The 12,220-nt window shown below is 69.1% G+C and carries 18 protein-coding genes; 8 read left to right on the top strand and 10 right to left on the bottom strand.

Annotation, left to right across the window (positions count from 1 at the left end):
* Nucleotides 1-3: 3 nt before the first annotated feature.
* Nucleotides 4-537 carry an RNA 2'-phosphotransferase gene (locus tag ACERZO_RS31890; protein WP_372668828.1) on the bottom strand — a complete coding sequence of 178 codons (534 nt, stop codon included), beginning with the start codon at nt 535-537 and terminating at the stop codon, nt 4-6.
* Between the two features lie 33 nt (nt 538-570).
* Nucleotides 571-1,032, bottom strand: coding sequence for a redox-sensitive transcriptional activator SoxR (gene soxR, locus ACERZO_RS31885; RefSeq protein ID WP_372668827.1), 462 nt, complete (start codon nt 1,030-1,032; stop codon nt 571-573).
* Between the two features lie 53 nt (nt 1,033-1,085).
* Here soxR and ACERZO_RS31880 point away from each other — a divergent pair, with 53 nt between their 5' ends.
* Nucleotides 1,086-1,781: a thiamine pyrophosphate-dependent enzyme gene (locus ACERZO_RS31880; RefSeq protein WP_372668825.1), complete on the top strand. Its 696-nt coding sequence runs from the start codon at nt 1,086-1,088 to the stop codon at nt 1,779-1,781.
* Nucleotides 1,778-2,662 (top strand): transketolase family protein, encoded by an 885-nt coding sequence (locus ACERZO_RS31875; RefSeq protein WP_372668822.1) that lies wholly within the window; start codon nt 1,778-1,780, stop codon nt 2,660-2,662. The genes ACERZO_RS31880 and ACERZO_RS31875 overlap by 4 nt, the downstream gene beginning before the upstream one ends.
* Here the strand turns inward: ACERZO_RS31875 and ACERZO_RS31870 are convergent.
* Complete coding sequence (locus ACERZO_RS31870) at nt 2,640-3,776, bottom strand: hypothetical protein (protein WP_372668820.1); 1,137 nt, start codon at nt 3,774-3,776, stop codon at nt 2,640-2,642. The two genes, ACERZO_RS31875 and ACERZO_RS31870, sit on opposite strands and share 23 nt — an antisense overlap.
* A 258-nt stretch (nt 3,777-4,034) precedes the next feature.
* Between ACERZO_RS31870 and ACERZO_RS31865 the strand changes: the two genes are divergently transcribed.
* A complete protein-coding gene (locus tag ACERZO_RS31865; RefSeq protein ID WP_372669010.1) occupies nt 4,035-4,634 on the top strand; it encodes an NUDIX hydrolase in 600 nt (199 codons plus the stop codon).
* Here ACERZO_RS31865 and ACERZO_RS31860 read toward each other — a convergent pair.
* From ACERZO_RS31860 to ACERZO_RS31850, 3 genes are read right to left on the bottom strand one after another with little or no spacing between them, the layout of a single operon-like run.
* Nucleotides 4,620-5,150 (bottom strand): NIPSNAP family protein, encoded by a 531-nt coding sequence (locus tag ACERZO_RS31860; RefSeq protein ID WP_372668818.1) that lies wholly within the window; start codon nt 5,148-5,150, stop codon nt 4,620-4,622. The genes ACERZO_RS31865 and ACERZO_RS31860 overlap by 15 nt on opposite strands.
* A 36-nt stretch (nt 5,151-5,186) precedes the next feature.
* Nucleotides 5,187-6,362: an acyl-CoA dehydrogenase family protein gene (locus tag ACERZO_RS31855; protein ID WP_372668816.1), complete on the bottom strand. Its 1,176-nt coding sequence runs from the start codon at nt 6,360-6,362 to the stop codon at nt 5,187-5,189.
* Between the two features lie 48 nt (nt 6,363-6,410).
* Nucleotides 6,411-6,587: a hypothetical protein gene (locus tag ACERZO_RS31850; RefSeq protein ID WP_372668814.1), complete on the bottom strand. Its 177-nt coding sequence runs from the start codon at nt 6,585-6,587 to the stop codon at nt 6,411-6,413.
* A 170-nt stretch (nt 6,588-6,757) separates the two neighbouring features.
* Between ACERZO_RS31850 and ACERZO_RS31845 the strand changes: the two genes are divergently transcribed.
* From ACERZO_RS31845 to priA, 3 genes are read left to right on the top strand one after another with little or no spacing between them, the layout of a single operon-like run.
* Complete coding sequence (locus ACERZO_RS31845; protein ID WP_372668813.1) at nt 6,758-7,621, top strand: hypothetical protein; 864 nt, start codon at nt 6,758-6,760, stop codon at nt 7,619-7,621.
* A gap of 32 nt (nt 7,622-7,653) precedes the next feature.
* Nucleotides 7,654-8,271, top strand: coding sequence for an imidazole glycerol phosphate synthase subunit HisH (hisH, locus tag ACERZO_RS31840; protein ID WP_372669008.1), 618 nt, complete (start codon nt 7,654-7,656; stop codon nt 8,269-8,271).
* A 36-nt stretch (nt 8,272-8,307) separates the two neighbouring features.
* Complete coding sequence (gene priA / locus ACERZO_RS31835) at nt 8,308-9,045, top strand: bifunctional 1-(5-phosphoribosyl)-5-((5-phosphoribosylamino)methylideneamino)imidazole-4-carboxamide isomerase/phosphoribosylanthranilate isomerase PriA (protein WP_372668811.1); 738 nt, start codon at nt 8,308-8,310, stop codon at nt 9,043-9,045.
* A gap of 1 nt (nt 9,046) precedes the next feature.
* On the opposite strand, the gene ACERZO_RS31830 is transcribed toward priA, so the two are convergent.
* Complete coding sequence (locus ACERZO_RS31830; RefSeq protein ID WP_372668809.1) at nt 9,047-9,364, bottom strand: hypothetical protein; 318 nt, start codon at nt 9,362-9,364, stop codon at nt 9,047-9,049.
* A gap of 114 nt (nt 9,365-9,478) precedes the next feature.
* On the opposite strand from ACERZO_RS31830, the gene ACERZO_RS31825 reads away from it, so the two are divergent.
* Together ACERZO_RS31825 and ACERZO_RS31820 are read left to right on the top strand one after the other, a co-directional pair.
* The gene (locus tag ACERZO_RS31825; protein WP_372668807.1) at nt 9,479-9,826 is read left to right on the top strand and encodes a DUF1330 domain-containing protein; all 348 of its coding nucleotides are present in this window, start codon (nt 9,479-9,481) and stop codon (nt 9,824-9,826) included.
* A gap of 52 nt (nt 9,827-9,878) precedes the next feature.
* Nucleotides 9,879-10,355 (top strand): GNAT family N-acetyltransferase, encoded by a 477-nt coding sequence (locus ACERZO_RS31820; RefSeq protein WP_372668805.1) that lies wholly within the window; start codon nt 9,879-9,881, stop codon nt 10,353-10,355.
* Here ACERZO_RS31820 and ACERZO_RS31815 read toward each other — a convergent pair.
* Genes ACERZO_RS31815 through ACERZO_RS31805 form a run of 3 tightly spaced genes read right to left on the bottom strand, consistent with a single transcriptional unit; the run spans nt 10,339 to nt 12,183 of the window.
* Nucleotides 10,339-10,725, bottom strand: a complete 387-nt coding sequence (locus ACERZO_RS31815; protein WP_372668803.1) for a PPOX class F420-dependent oxidoreductase — start codon at nt 10,723-10,725, stop codon at nt 10,339-10,341. The genes ACERZO_RS31820 and ACERZO_RS31815 overlap by 17 nt on opposite strands.
* A gap of 13 nt (nt 10,726-10,738) precedes the next feature.
* Complete coding sequence (locus ACERZO_RS31810; protein ID WP_372668801.1) at nt 10,739-11,473, bottom strand: ABC transporter permease; 735 nt, start codon at nt 11,471-11,473, stop codon at nt 10,739-10,741.
* Complete coding sequence (locus ACERZO_RS31805; RefSeq protein ID WP_372668799.1) at nt 11,470-12,183, bottom strand: ABC transporter ATP-binding protein; 714 nt, start codon at nt 12,181-12,183, stop codon at nt 11,470-11,472. Before ACERZO_RS31805 ends, ACERZO_RS31810 begins: the two co-directional genes overlap by 4 nt.
* Between the last annotated feature and the right edge of the window lie 37 nt (nt 12,184-12,220).

The raw sequence follows: 12,220 nt of genomic DNA, 5'->3' as shown, positions 1-12,220 counted from the left end.
TCGTCAGCCGACGCGGTACAGGTACTCCGGCGGCACTGCCGCTGTCAGCCACACACCGTTCGCGCTGACCTGGAACGCGTGTCCCGCGGCGGCCAGCCTCGCGGCGTCGACGCGCAGGATCACCGGTTTCCCGCGCCGGGCGCCGACGACACGTGCCGTGTCGACCGTCGCCGAGAGGTGGACCGCGTGGCGGTTCATCGGGCGCAGTCCCTCGCGCAGGATCGCGTCGAGGAACTTCGCGACCGTGCCGTGGTAGAGCACGTCCGGCGGGACGGCGTCGGCCAGCCCGAGGTCGACGTCGATGCTGTGGCCCTGGCTGGCGCGGATGCGCGTGCCGGTCTCGTCGAAGGCGAAGCGGCGCTTGTTGTTCGTCTCGACGACTTCGTCGAGCTGCTCGCGGGTGATCTTCAACGCGCGCAGGAGCTGCTCGACCGGCGCCCAGCCGTCCGGGCTGAGCGTGAGGCCGATGGCGGCGGGATCGTGGCGCAGGTGCCGCGCCAGCCGCTTGGAGATGCGGATCGTTTCTTTCTCGTTCATTTCCTGCCCAGGATCCCGCGGCGGGCAAGCGATTTAGATGCCGCCTTCGACCGCGGGACGCAGTTTGCTCGCCCCCGGCCCGAAGCGGGCCAGCGCGTCGTCGTTGTTGTAGAGGGCGCAGCTGCGCAGGGACAGGCAGCCGCAGCCGACGCAGCCGGTGAGCCGGTCGCGCAGGCGTTGCAGGGCGTCGATGCGGGCGTCGAGCTCGTGCTGCCAGTCTCGGGACAGGCGCGCCCAGTCGGCCTTGGTCGGCGCATGGTCGGCGGGGAGCGTTTTCAGTGCGGCACTGATGTCTTCCAGGGAGAGCCCGACGCGTTGCGCGGCGCGGATGAACGCGATCCGCCGCAGCACCGAGCGCGGGTAGCGGCGCTGGTTGCCGGCCGACCGCTCCGAGCTGATCAGCCCTTTTTCCTCGTAGAACCGCAGTGCCGTGTGCGGCACCCCGCTGCGGTCGGCCACCTGTCCGATGCTGAGATGTTCAGCGAGCCTCGTCACCTGCTCAGGCTATCCTTGACTTCGAGTTTAGTCGAGGTTGCATCGTCGAAAACATGACCACTGCGACCGAACCGGGTTACGCGGACCTGCCGCGCCTGATTTCCCTGATGACCGGCGACGACAAGCACCACGCCGCCGCGGAGTCCACTGTGGACGTGTTGTGGGTGCTGTACGACCGCGTGCTCGACATCACGCCGGCCAATTCCCGCGCGCCCGACCGCGACCGGTTCCTGCTGTCCAAGGGACACGGTCCGATGGCGTACTACGCGGTGCTGACGGTGAAGGGGTTCCTGGCGGAGGCGGAGCTCCCGACGTGGTCGAACGCGCTGTCCCGCCTGGGCCACCACCCCGATCGCCGGCGCGTGCCGGGCGTCGAGATTTCGAGCGGCTCCTTGGGTCATGGCCTCCCGATCGCCCTCGGCACGGCACTGGGCTTACGCGCCCGGGGGCTGACGTCAAAGGTGGTGACGCTGGTGGGTGACGCGGAGCTGGACGAGGGCTCGAACCACGAGGCAATCGTCGTCGCGGCGCGTTCGGGCTTGGAGAACCTGACAACGGTGGTGATCGACAACCGGTCGTCGACGCGAGGCTGGCCGGGAGGAATAGGGCGCCGCTTCGAGCTGGAGGGCTGGGAGACGCGCACGGTGTCCGGCCGCGACCATTCTGCGTTGTATTCGGCGTTTGCCGGGGCGCATCCGGGTAGGCCGTTGGCCGTGGTCGCCGTCGTCGAGCCGAAGGGGCTTTCATGAGGGAGACGTTTCTCCGCGTCACGGAGGAGATCCTGGACGCGGACCCGGACGTGGCGGTGGTATTGGCGGACATCTCGGCGGCCCAGCTGGCCGGCGCGGCTCGTCGGCATCCGGACCGGGTGATCAACGTGGGGATCCGCGAGCAGTTGCTGGTGAGCGCGGGGGCGGGGTTGGCGCTGGCCGGGTTGCGGCCGATCGTGCACACGTTTGCGTCGTTTTTGGTGGAGCGGGCGTTCGAGCAGATCAAGCTGGACTTTTCGCACCAGGAGGTGGGTGGGGTTTTGGTGTCGTACGGGGGTTCGTACGACATGTCGACCGAGGGGCGGACGCATCAGTCGCCTGGGGATGTTGCTTTGATCGATTCACTGCCGGGGTGGACGGTGCACGTCCCCGGGCACGCTGACGAGGCTCGTCGGTTGTTGTTGGAGTCGATTCCTGGGGATGGCCGGGTGTATTTGCGGCTTTCGGCGCAGGCCAATGCTGCGCCGCACCTCGGGGTGGGATTCACTCGGTTGCGGTTCGGTTCTGCCGGCGTTGTGGTCGCTGTCGGTCCGGTGTTGGACCGGGTGTTGCGTGCTTCCGCCGGCTTGGATGTGACGGTGTTGTATGCGTCGACGATCCGGCCTTTCGATGCCGCCGGTCTTCGGTCGGCGGTGCTTTCGGCTTCGCCTTCGGTGGTTATGGTTGAGCCTTACTTGGCGGGGACTTCGGCTCATTGGGTGGCGGAGGCGTTGTCGGATGTGCCGCATCGGGTGAAGTCGTTGGGGGTGCGGCGGGATGCGGAGGTGCGGACTTACGGTGGAATCGCGGACCATGACCTGGCGCATGGGTTGGATGCCGGGTCGTTGAGGTTGTCGATCAGGGATTTCCTGGGGGAGTAGGAGGTGCGCTCGGCTCTGGGTGTTCATATCGGACGCTGGCCTTGTGATCTTGGTCCAACAGCTTGATGAGTTTCTCGTTGTTCCAGCGCTCTTCCACACTGTTGCGAGGCAGTGCGGTGTGAAGGCTCTCATAAAGCTTGAAGCGATTGAGATCGACAACTGTGGCTACCACGGTCATGTAGTCAGCCGCTGAGCCGACCGAAGCCCGATAGGCCAGCCAGCTGCACGCGTACGGCACCAGCGCGATCAGGAGCCACCATCCATCGGTGAGAAGACAGCTGACGGCCATCACAGTCGCAATGAGGAAGACGACGCACAAACGCACGGTCAGGTCGAACTGCTGCCGCGCGTCCCGCAGGTAGTCGAGGTGCCGCTGATCGGCAACCATCGAGAAGTGCTGAGCAGTCACGGTGACGTCGAGCCCGTACTGCTTTCCGACCTGGTCTTCTGCAGCTCGCAGGACATTGCCGAGGCGAGTGGGCATCGTCCTGGTCACGTCCGGATGGGAACGAAGGATGCCGTACAACGCGTCTTCGGCGGCTCGCAAGCCCGCGAACCTGGCGCCGTCCAGTGACTTGAACAGGCCATCGCGACGAGTGGTCAAGGTCTGGGCGCTCCAAGTTTCCGGATCCTCCCCGTAGAGCTCACCGAGCAACTTGTCCATTCCCTCGTTCTGACGCTCGCGAAGCCTTTCTCGACGGGTGCGCAGTAGGTCGAGACGGCGACGATGCCGGCCGATCCGCCAGCGCATGACCACTCGCGCCGGACCCGACGTGCCCCAGTAACCTTCGAGGATCCGCGTCATCCCGAACTGCAGCGGGTTCAAGATCAGGCCCACGACCAGCGACGCCAGCAAGATCCACAGCAGCGCGCCTGCGTAGCTGCTCAGCGTCCATCCGGACAGGGCCTTGGCCAGCCGCGCCAGGTTCGGGCGATCCCGCCACGCATCGCTCGTGATCAGCACCGCGCCCCACAGAACCAGCAAAAGCGCGGGAATCATGCCGACGACACCGAAGTACCGGCCGATCCTGGAGCCGACGGACGAGGCCGCGTCGGTCAGTGAAGTGCCCGCGGTCATCGAGCCGCCGGCGGGATGAAGCCACATCGCGAGCAACTGCGGCTGCCGTCATCGTTCTTTCGGAGACGGCCCTTGCAGCGAGGCTTCGGGCAGGGCGCGGATTTGACATCGTCGGGTTCGCGGCGGCGGTCACCGGGCTGCCGGTAGCTCGGCTGGTCGTGATGGGCGAAGGTGACGGCCCGGGCGGTGCCGAACACCAGCCGTAGCAGGCCCATGGCCCTCACCCCGCCCTCCAGGATTCGACCATGTTAGGTCAGCATTCAGGGCTAGTCGACAAGCCGGGACGAGGTGGTGATGGGCTTCTCGCCCTGGGCGGTGCCCGCCGTGGGGATCGTTGTCGTCGCCGTGGCCGGGGAGTTCGGGGCCGGGTGGGCGTGGCTCGCTGCCGGAGCGCTTGTGGCGGCCGGTGCCGGCTGGCTCGGCTGGATCGTGCTTCGCGAGCCGCGGGCCGATAGCGTGGCCGGTATGGGGTCCAGTATTCGGCCGATCGCGCTCGGTCTGGTCCGGCGGCGTGCTCAACTTCTCGTCTTCGAAGGGCGGGATGACGTCAAAGGCGAGACCTACTACCGGCCCCTCGGCGGGGGCATCGAGTTCGGCGAGCACAGCAAAGACGCTCTCGAACGCGAGTTCCGCGAAGAACTCGACGCCGAGATCAAGGTCGGCGAACTCCGAGGCGTCCTCGAGAACGTCTTCGCCTGGCGCGGCAACCCCGGCCACGAGATCGCCTTCGTCTACGAAGCCACCTTCGCCGACCCTGACCTGTACGCCAAAGAAGAGATGAAGATCCTCGACGACCCCGCCACCGCCCGGTGGGTCGACCTGAACGACTTCACCGACGGCCGCAAGATCCTCTACCCCAACGGGCTCACCGAACTGCTCTCATCGGAGCAATGACCGCGAAGTCGCCTCCAAAGACTCGGAGCCAGGCGAAGGCGAACGGCTGAACGACACCGTGAACGGCCCGTCCGTCCGCACCGGCAGCTGCGGGAAGTTGTTCGGCCCCGGTTCCGTCTCGAACACCGCGAACGCCGCCGGTGCCATGCCGAAGGAGACGTGCACCCCCGACCCCGGCGGAGGCGAAGCCAACCCGCGCACGATCGGACGCAGCAGCAGCACGTTGTCCGAGTCCACCATCGTCGCGTTGGCCTCCTCCCGGAAGCGCCGCCACGCCGGCCCGGAGTAGAACGCGGAAAGTGCGTCGAAGCGAGCATCCATGGACGTGAACCCCCGCAACCACACGAACTCGTCCGGGGACGACGGAGTCCGGAACAGCCCGAACAGATGCGCCCCGACGGCCTCCTGCGGTGCGACGAACTCGCGCTCGAACAACGAAATCAGCTCATCCCGGCGCCCCGGGTGCAGCGTGTAGCGGCGCAGCTCCAGCACCGTTTCGTACGTAGAAAAGTCCACGACCAGAAGCTAGCGCCCACCACCGACAAAAACGGATCAGCGGAACGCCGCCAGCCCCGTCACCGCCTGGCCGAGGGACAGCGCGTGCATCTCCTCCGTGCCCTCGTACGTCAGGACCGTCTCCAGGTTCGCCATGTGGCGCATCACCGGGTACTCCAGCGAAATCCCGTTCGCGCCCAGCATCGAACGCGCCTCGCGCGCCGCGGAAAGAGCCGACCGCACATTCGCCATCTTGCCGAAGCTCACGTGGTTGTGGTGCAACGTCCCCGCGTCCTTCAGCCGCCCGATCTGGAGCGCCACCAGGCCGGCTCGGTTGACCTCCACCAGCAGGTCCGCCAGCTTGCGCTGCGTCAGCTGGAACCCCGCCAGCGGCTTGCCGAACTGGGACCGCGACAGCGTGTACTCCAACGCCGCCTCGTAACACGCGCGAGCCGCGCCCACCACGCCGAACAAGATCCCGTACCGAGCCTCGTTCAAGCACGACAACGGCCCGCGCAAGCCTCGGACCTCGGGGAACGCCGCCGACGACGGCAACCGGACGCCGTCCAGGACCAGTTCCGCCGTCAGGGACGCCCGCAGCGACAGCTTGTGCTTGACCTCGTTGGCCGTGAAGCCCGGCGTCGACGTCGGGACGACGAAGCCGCGGATCCCGTCGTCGGTCTGGGCCCAGACCACCGCCACGTCCGCGACCGTTCCGTTGGTGATCCACATCTTCGTGCCCGACAGCACCCAGTCCGACCCGTCGCGCACCGCGCGCGTCCGCATCGAGCCCGGGTCGCTGCCCGCGTCCGGCTCGGTCAGGCCGAAGCAGCCCAGCGCGTCGCCCGTGGCCATCCGCGGCAGCCACTCCTGCCGCTGTTCCTCGCTGCCCCACTTGTGGATCGCGTACATCGCCAGCGACCCCTGCACCGACACGAAGCTCCGCAACCCCGAGTCGACGGCTTCGAGCTCCCGGCACGCGATGCCGTACGCGACGGCGCTGGTCCCCGCGCAGCCGTAGCCCTCCAGGTGCATGCCCAGCAGCCCCAGCGAGCCGAAGCCCTTGGCGAGCTCGGCGGCCGGCAGCGAGCCCGATTCGTACCAGTCCGCAACCTGGTCCAGCAGGTTGTCCTTCGCATACGCGCGGACGGCGTCGCGGATGCCGCGTTCCTCCTCGGCGAGCCCGGCGTCGAGGTCGAGGAAGTCGTGCGGGTCAGGGGTGCGGCTGCTCATGAGGGCTCCCAGGGGACGCGTCGGTGCGGCCCCCGCAGGAAACCACAGTCAGGCGTCTGTCCTCCGCGTGGCGTTCGTCACGCGGACAGCAGACGCGGACGGCGTGCACCGCGGCCGGACCTGCTGGCGGGGGATCAGCAGCTCGCTGAACTGCGGAAACGGCACGCTCTCGATGTCGTCACGCCAGGCGTGCAGCATCTGGGACAGCAGATCGTCCTCGGCCATCTTCGCCTCCCTGGCGTCCGGTCGCGCGCGCTGAGCACACACGATCGGGTGGCTTGATACCCGGCGAACGGGACGTCGAAACGTCCTTCGCCAAGATTCTTCCGGCGCGTGACCGCCCCGTGGCAGAATCGCGTCGCCGCCGCCACCGCCTCAACTCCCGAGGAGCGCACATGCGCGCGGCCAGTCTGCTCGCCCTCACCACCGCCGCCCTGCTCACCGCCACCGGCGTCGCGTCCGCGCACGAAACGCACGAAACGCGCTGGCGCCAGGTCGGCCACACGACCGCCGAAAACCGGATCAGCGGCGAGGGCCTCACCACGCTGCGCCTGCCCGGCCACGCGCCCGAGATCCTCTACCGCAACGGCGCCACCATCCCGCAGCCGCTCAAGGACGAGGGCTGGGGCCACGTCGGCGACCCGGACTCGCTGCGCGGCTACGTCTTCGACGTCTACCAGGACACCGTCACGCCGACGCCGGCCAAGAAGATGTACCTGGTCACCCAGCCCGACGGCACGACGACGGAGTTCGTCCACCCGCTGCTGCCCGACGAGCCCGCCGCGAACGCCAACGCCCAGGTCGCGGCCACTCCCGACGGCCAGTGGCTCGTCTCCGGCCCGCTCGGCGAGATCGACCGCCTCTACGTCTCCCCGACGCCGTTCCTCAACCCGCGCGGCCCGAAGAGCGCCGGCGACCTGCCCGTCGCCGCCCGCGTCCACCTCGACCACCACATCCGCAGCGCCCAGGGCTGCGACTTCGTCACCTCGACGCGCCTGATCTGCGCGACGAGCGACCCGTACAACGACCTGTACCCGACCAACCTGCAGCTCCTGCAGATCGACCTCCCGCGGCCGGTGAACGGCCACGACGTCACGGCGAAGGTGCGCGAAATCGGCCAGGTCCCGCTGGTCAGCACCTGCACCGGCACGTTCACGCCGGAGGGCGTCGACTACGACGCCGGGGTGCTGCGCGTCGAGGTCGTGCCGCCGTCGCCGTGCAACACCGTGACGGACGTCTATTCGTTCGAGCGCCGCTGAGCCCTGCGGCTACGCTGGGTGGCGTGTCTCGTGTGGTGATCCTCGACTACGGTTCCGGCAACCTCCGCTCCGCCGAACGCGCTGTGGCGCGCGCCGGGGCCGAAGTCGAGGTCACCGCCGAACCGCATGCCGCCGTCGAGGCCGACGGCCTGGTCGTGCCCGGCGTCGGCGCCTACTCGGCGTGCATGGCGGGCCTCCTGGACGTCAAGGGCCACCGGATCATCGGCAAGCGCCTCGCCGGCGGCCGTCCCGTGCTCGGCATCTGCGTCGGCATGCAGATCCTCTTCTCCCGCGGCGTCGAGCACGGCGAGGAGACCGAGGGCACGGGGGAGTGGCCGGGGGTCGTCGACCGGCTCAACGCCGACGTCCTGCCGCACATGGGCTGGAACACCGTGCGCGCGCCCGAGGACTCGCAGCTGTTCGCCGGGCTCGACCCGGACGAGCGGTTCTACTTCGTGCACTCCTACGCCGCGCGCAAGTGGGAGCTGGAATCGGGCATCGGCCAGGAGCCGAAGGTGACCTGGGCCAACCACGGCGAGGACTTCGTCGCGGCGGTCGAGAACGGGCCGCTGTGGGCCACCCAGTTCCACCCCGAGAAGTCCGGCGACGCGGGCGCGCGGCTGTTGAAGAACTGGCTCGCGACCCTCTGACCGGGTGACGCGCGTCTCCGCCCTAGAGTTACCGGCGTGACTTTCACGCTGCTTCCCGCCGTTGATGTGGCCGATGGCCAGGCCGTGCGACTCGTCCAGGGCGAGGCCGGCACCGAGACCTCCTATGGCAGCCCGCTCGAAGCGGCGCTGGCCTGGCAGCGCGACGGCGCCGAGTGGATCCACCTGGTCGACCTCGACGCCGCGTTCGGCAAGGGCAGCAACCGCGAGCTGCTCGCCGACGTCGTCGCCCGGCTCGACGTGCAGGTGGAGCTGTCGGGCGGCATCCGCGACGACGCGTCGCTGAAGGCCGCGCTGGCCACCGGCGCCCGCCGCGTCAACCTCGGCACGGCCGCGCTCGAGGACCCGGAGTGGACGGCGCGCGTGATCGGCGAGTACGGCGACCGCGTGGCGATCGGCCTGGACGTCCGCATCACCGAGGCCGGCCACCGCCTGTCGGCCCGCGGCTGGACGTCCGACGGCGGCGACCTGTGGGAGGTCCTGGAGCGCCTGGACCGCGACGGCGCGTCCCGGTACGTCGTGACGGACGTGAGCAAGGACGGCACACTGCGCGGCCCGAACATCGAGCTGCTGAGGGACGTCGTCGCGCGGACGGACGCGCCGGTGATCGCTTCGGGCGGGGTGTCCAGTGTGGACGATCTCGTCGCGCTGGCCGGTCTGGCTTCGGACGGGGTCGAGGGATCCATCGTGGGCAAGGCGCTGTACGCCGGGGCGTTCACGCTGCCGGAGGCCCTGGCTGCGGTCGCGAAGGTCTGACTCAGGGTTCGTACAGCGGCAGGAACCGGATGACCGGCTCCTCGTAGGGATGGGCACCGCGGACGGCCTGCTGGACGGCGCGGGCTTGGTCGGTTTCGCAGACCGATTCGATCCGGCATTCGTCGGCGTGCTGCACAACGCCGACCTGGCCGTCGTAGGGCTGCGAGCCGGGCAACGGCAGCCACGACCCGGTTACGTGCCAGACGCTGGAGCACCGCGCGTACTGGCCGACCCGGCCCGCGCCCGCCTCGTGAAGAGCATCGATCACGGCGGCCACATGGCTCTCCGGGACGGTCACCTCGATCTTCAGGCGCGGCATGGCCGGAGAGTAGCAACCAGGCGCGGCCGAGCAGGGCACCGACGACCCCGCGCGGTGCCGGCATTACTTCCGGCGTAATCGACGCCGTACGGCTTCGTTGCCAAGATTCAGGGCATGACGAAAAACGCCTACGGAATCGCTCACCTCCGCCCGCCCGCCGTGCTCCACGAGGACGTCTTCCAATACCTGGAACGCATCCAGGCGACGCTCGACGCCTACGGCGGCAAGTTCGTCGTGCACGGCGCGCCCGTGGAGGTCATGGAAGGCGAATGGCCCGGCACGCTTGTCGTCATCGAGTTCCCGGACCTCGACGCCGCCCACCGGTGGTACGACTCCGCCGCCTATCGGGAAATCCTGTCCATGCGGGCCGACCACATCCCGGGTGACCTCGTGCTCGTCGAAGGCTGCGGCTCGGACCACGATTCGGCCGCACTCGGTGCCGCCTTGCGCGCGATGGCGTAACCACACGCAAAAGGGGCTGACACCGAGCCCCCGGAGCCGTAGGTTGCCGCGGGTGGAAGAGATCGTCACCGAGCTCGAAATGACCACCGCCGACCAGCTCAACCCCGCGCCGGTCGTCGATGGCGTCACGCTGAGACCCGCCGAACCCGGCCCGCTCATCCGGGACCTGCACACAAGGATCGGGACGCCCTACCGGTGGCCGAGCGCGACCCGGAGCGACGAAGACTGGCAAACCTGGCTCGCCGAACCGGGCCGGCGGTACCGGCTCGTCGAATACCGCGGCGAAATCGCCGGCGCCGCCGACTTCGAACCGCAAAACGAAACCGACGTCGAAATCACCACCTTCGGCCTGCTGCCCGAATTCGTCGGGAAGGGCCTCGGCGGCTACGCGCTCACCCTCGTCGTCGCCGACGCGTGGACGCTCCCGGGTACGAAAAGAGTCTGGCTGCACACCTCGACGCTCGACCACCCGAACGCGCTGCCGAACTACCTGCGGCGCGGGTTCCGCAGCTTCAGCCGTCCAGCTTGACCGCGATCCCGACCGTCCGGTCGGCCGGGCCGCGCAGCTTCGAGAAGAACATCGTGACGCGCCCGATGATGCCGTACTTGCGGGCGATCGCCTTGCGGACCCGCTCGGTCTCCGCGAGGTCCAGCAGCCGTGCCTGGCCGGTGACGACCGCGCCGTGCGTCTTCTGCCCGCGCAGGTCGCACGCCTGGACCTCGACGCGTCCGCTGTTGCGGATGCGCTTGACCTTGCCGGCCTTGCGCTCCGACCAGAACACGAGCTCGCCGGCGTCGCCCGCCAGCCAGATCGGCGTGGGCACCGCGCGCCCGTCGCGGCGGAACGTGGTCAGCAGGACGTAGCGCTCGGCGGCGAGCCGGTCCGTTTCGGAGGCCATGGCCCCACGGTAGTCACGGCGTCCGGCGCCGCAGCGTCGCCGCGCCGAGCACCAGCGCCAGCAGCGCGCAGCACGCCACGACCACCAGGTTGCGCAGGATCACCGCGTCCACCGTCGACGACGCCGTGACGCGCGTCAGCGCCTCGACCGCGTACGACAGCGGCATGACGTCCGAGAGCCACCGCAGCAGCCACCCCATGTCGCCGCGCGGCACGAACAGCCCGCACAGCAGGATCTGCGGCAGCACGAACACCGGCATGAACTGGATGGCCTGGAACTCGGTGCGCGCGAACGCGCTGACGAACAACCCGAGCGCCATGCCCAGCAGCGCGTCGAGGACGGCGATCACCAGCAGCATCCCGACCGACCCGGCGAGGTCGAGCCCGAGCCACCACAGCGACACGCCGGCCGCCAGCGAAACCTGGACGACGGCGATCGCGCCGAACGCCAGCGCGTAGCCGAAGAGCAGGTCCAGCCGGCCGATCGGCAGCGTCATCAGGCGTTCGAGGGTGGCCGTCGTCCGCTCCCGCAGCGTCGTGATCGACGCGATGAGGAACATGATCAGGAACGGGAACACGCCGAGCAGCGCGGGCGCGACGTGGCTGAACACCAGCGTCGAGTTGAAGACGTACCGCAGCAGGATCATCAGCAGCGTCGGCACCAGGACCAGCATCACGACGGTGCGCGGGTCGTGCCGCAGCTGGGTGAGGATGCGCCGCGTGGTCGCGAGCGTCAGCGCGGGGTTCACGAGGCGGCCCTCACCAGGTGCAGGAAGGCGCCTTCGAGGTCGGCGGCGCCCGTGCGCTCACGCAACACCGCGGGCGCGTCGTCGGCCAGGAGGGTGCCTTCGCGCATGAGCAGGAGGCGGTCGCAGCGCGCGGCTTCGTCCATGACGTGGCTGGACACCAGCAGCGTGGCGCCGCCGTCGGCGAGCCGGCGGAAGAGCGCCCAGAGCTCGTCGCGCAGCAGCGGGTCGAGCCCGACGGTCGGCTCGTCGAGCACCAGCAGTTCCGGCGTGCCGAGCAGCGCGACGGCGAGGTTCGCCCGGTTGTGCTGCCCGCCGGACAGCGAGCCGACGAGCTTGCCGGCGTGGTCTTCGAGGCCGACCTCGGCGATCACCCGGTCCACATCGGACGCCGGTGCGCGCAGCACCGCGGCGAAGTAGCGCAGGGCTTCCCGCACGGTCAGGTCGGCGTAGATCGCCGGGTTCTGCGTCGCGTAGCCGATCCGCCGCCGCAGCGGCGGGCTGCCGGCGGGCAGGCCGAGCACGGTGACCGTGCCGCCTTCGACGATCTGGACGCCGACGATCGCCCGCATCAGCGTCGTCTTGCCGCAGCCGCTCGGGCCCAACAGCCCGGTGACGGCCCCGCGCGGGACCTCGAAGCCCACGTCCCGCACCACGAGCCGGCCACCGCGCCGGACCCGCAGGCCGGTGACCTCCAGCGCAGAATTAGTCATGTGTTTAATTCTGCGCGCGCTGAGTTTCCCCCGTCAA

Origin of the sequence: Amycolatopsis kentuckyensis (assembly GCF_041679295.1) — a bacterium.
Classification (GTDB): Bacteria; Actinomycetota; Actinomycetes; order Mycobacteriales; family Pseudonocardiaceae; genus Amycolatopsis; species Amycolatopsis kentuckyensis_A.
The sequence above is the reverse complement of the archived record's forward strand: the minus strand, read 5'-3'. Positions and strand labels throughout refer to the sequence as shown.

What these genes read in the sequence shown, in the direction of transcription:
- ACERZO_RS31890 (WP_372668828.1), bottom strand. Translation starts at nt 537, where the DNA reads ATGAACGAGAAAGAAACGATCCGCATCTCCAAGCGGCTGGCGCGGCAC.
- ACERZO_RS31880 (WP_372668825.1), top strand. Translation starts at nt 1,086, where the DNA reads ATGACCACTGCGACCGAACCGGGTTACGCGGACCTGCCGCGCCTGATT.
- ACERZO_RS31875 (WP_372668822.1), top strand. Translation starts at nt 1,778, where the DNA reads ATGAGGGAGACGTTTCTCCGCGTCACGGAGGAGATCCTGGACGCGGAC.
- ACERZO_RS31865 (WP_372669010.1), top strand. Translation starts at nt 4,035, where the DNA reads ATGGGCTTCTCGCCCTGGGCGGTGCCCGCCGTGGGGATCGTTGTCGTC.
- ACERZO_RS31855 (WP_372668816.1), bottom strand. Translation starts at nt 6,362, where the DNA reads ATGAGCAGCCGCACCCCTGACCCGCACGACTTCCTCGACCTCGACGCC.
- ACERZO_RS31850 (WP_372668814.1), bottom strand. Translation starts at nt 6,587, where the DNA reads ATGGCCGAGGACGATCTGCTGTCCCAGATGCTGCACGCCTGGCGTGAC.
- ACERZO_RS31845 (WP_372668813.1), top strand. Translation starts at nt 6,758, where the DNA reads ATGCGCGCGGCCAGTCTGCTCGCCCTCACCACCGCCGCCCTGCTCACC.
- ACERZO_RS31830 (WP_372668809.1), bottom strand. Translation starts at nt 9,364, where the DNA reads ATGCCGCGCCTGAAGATCGAGGTGACCGTCCCGGAGAGCCATGTGGCC.
- ACERZO_RS31825 (WP_372668807.1), top strand. Translation starts at nt 9,479, where the DNA reads ATGACGAAAAACGCCTACGGAATCGCTCACCTCCGCCCGCCCGCCGTG.
- ACERZO_RS31815 (WP_372668803.1), bottom strand. Translation starts at nt 10,725, where the DNA reads ATGGCCTCCGAAACGGACCGGCTCGCCGCCGAGCGCTACGTCCTGCTG.
- ACERZO_RS31805 (WP_372668799.1), bottom strand. Translation starts at nt 12,183, where the DNA reads ATGACTAATTCTGCGCTGGAGGTCACCGGCCTGCGGGTCCGGCGCGGT.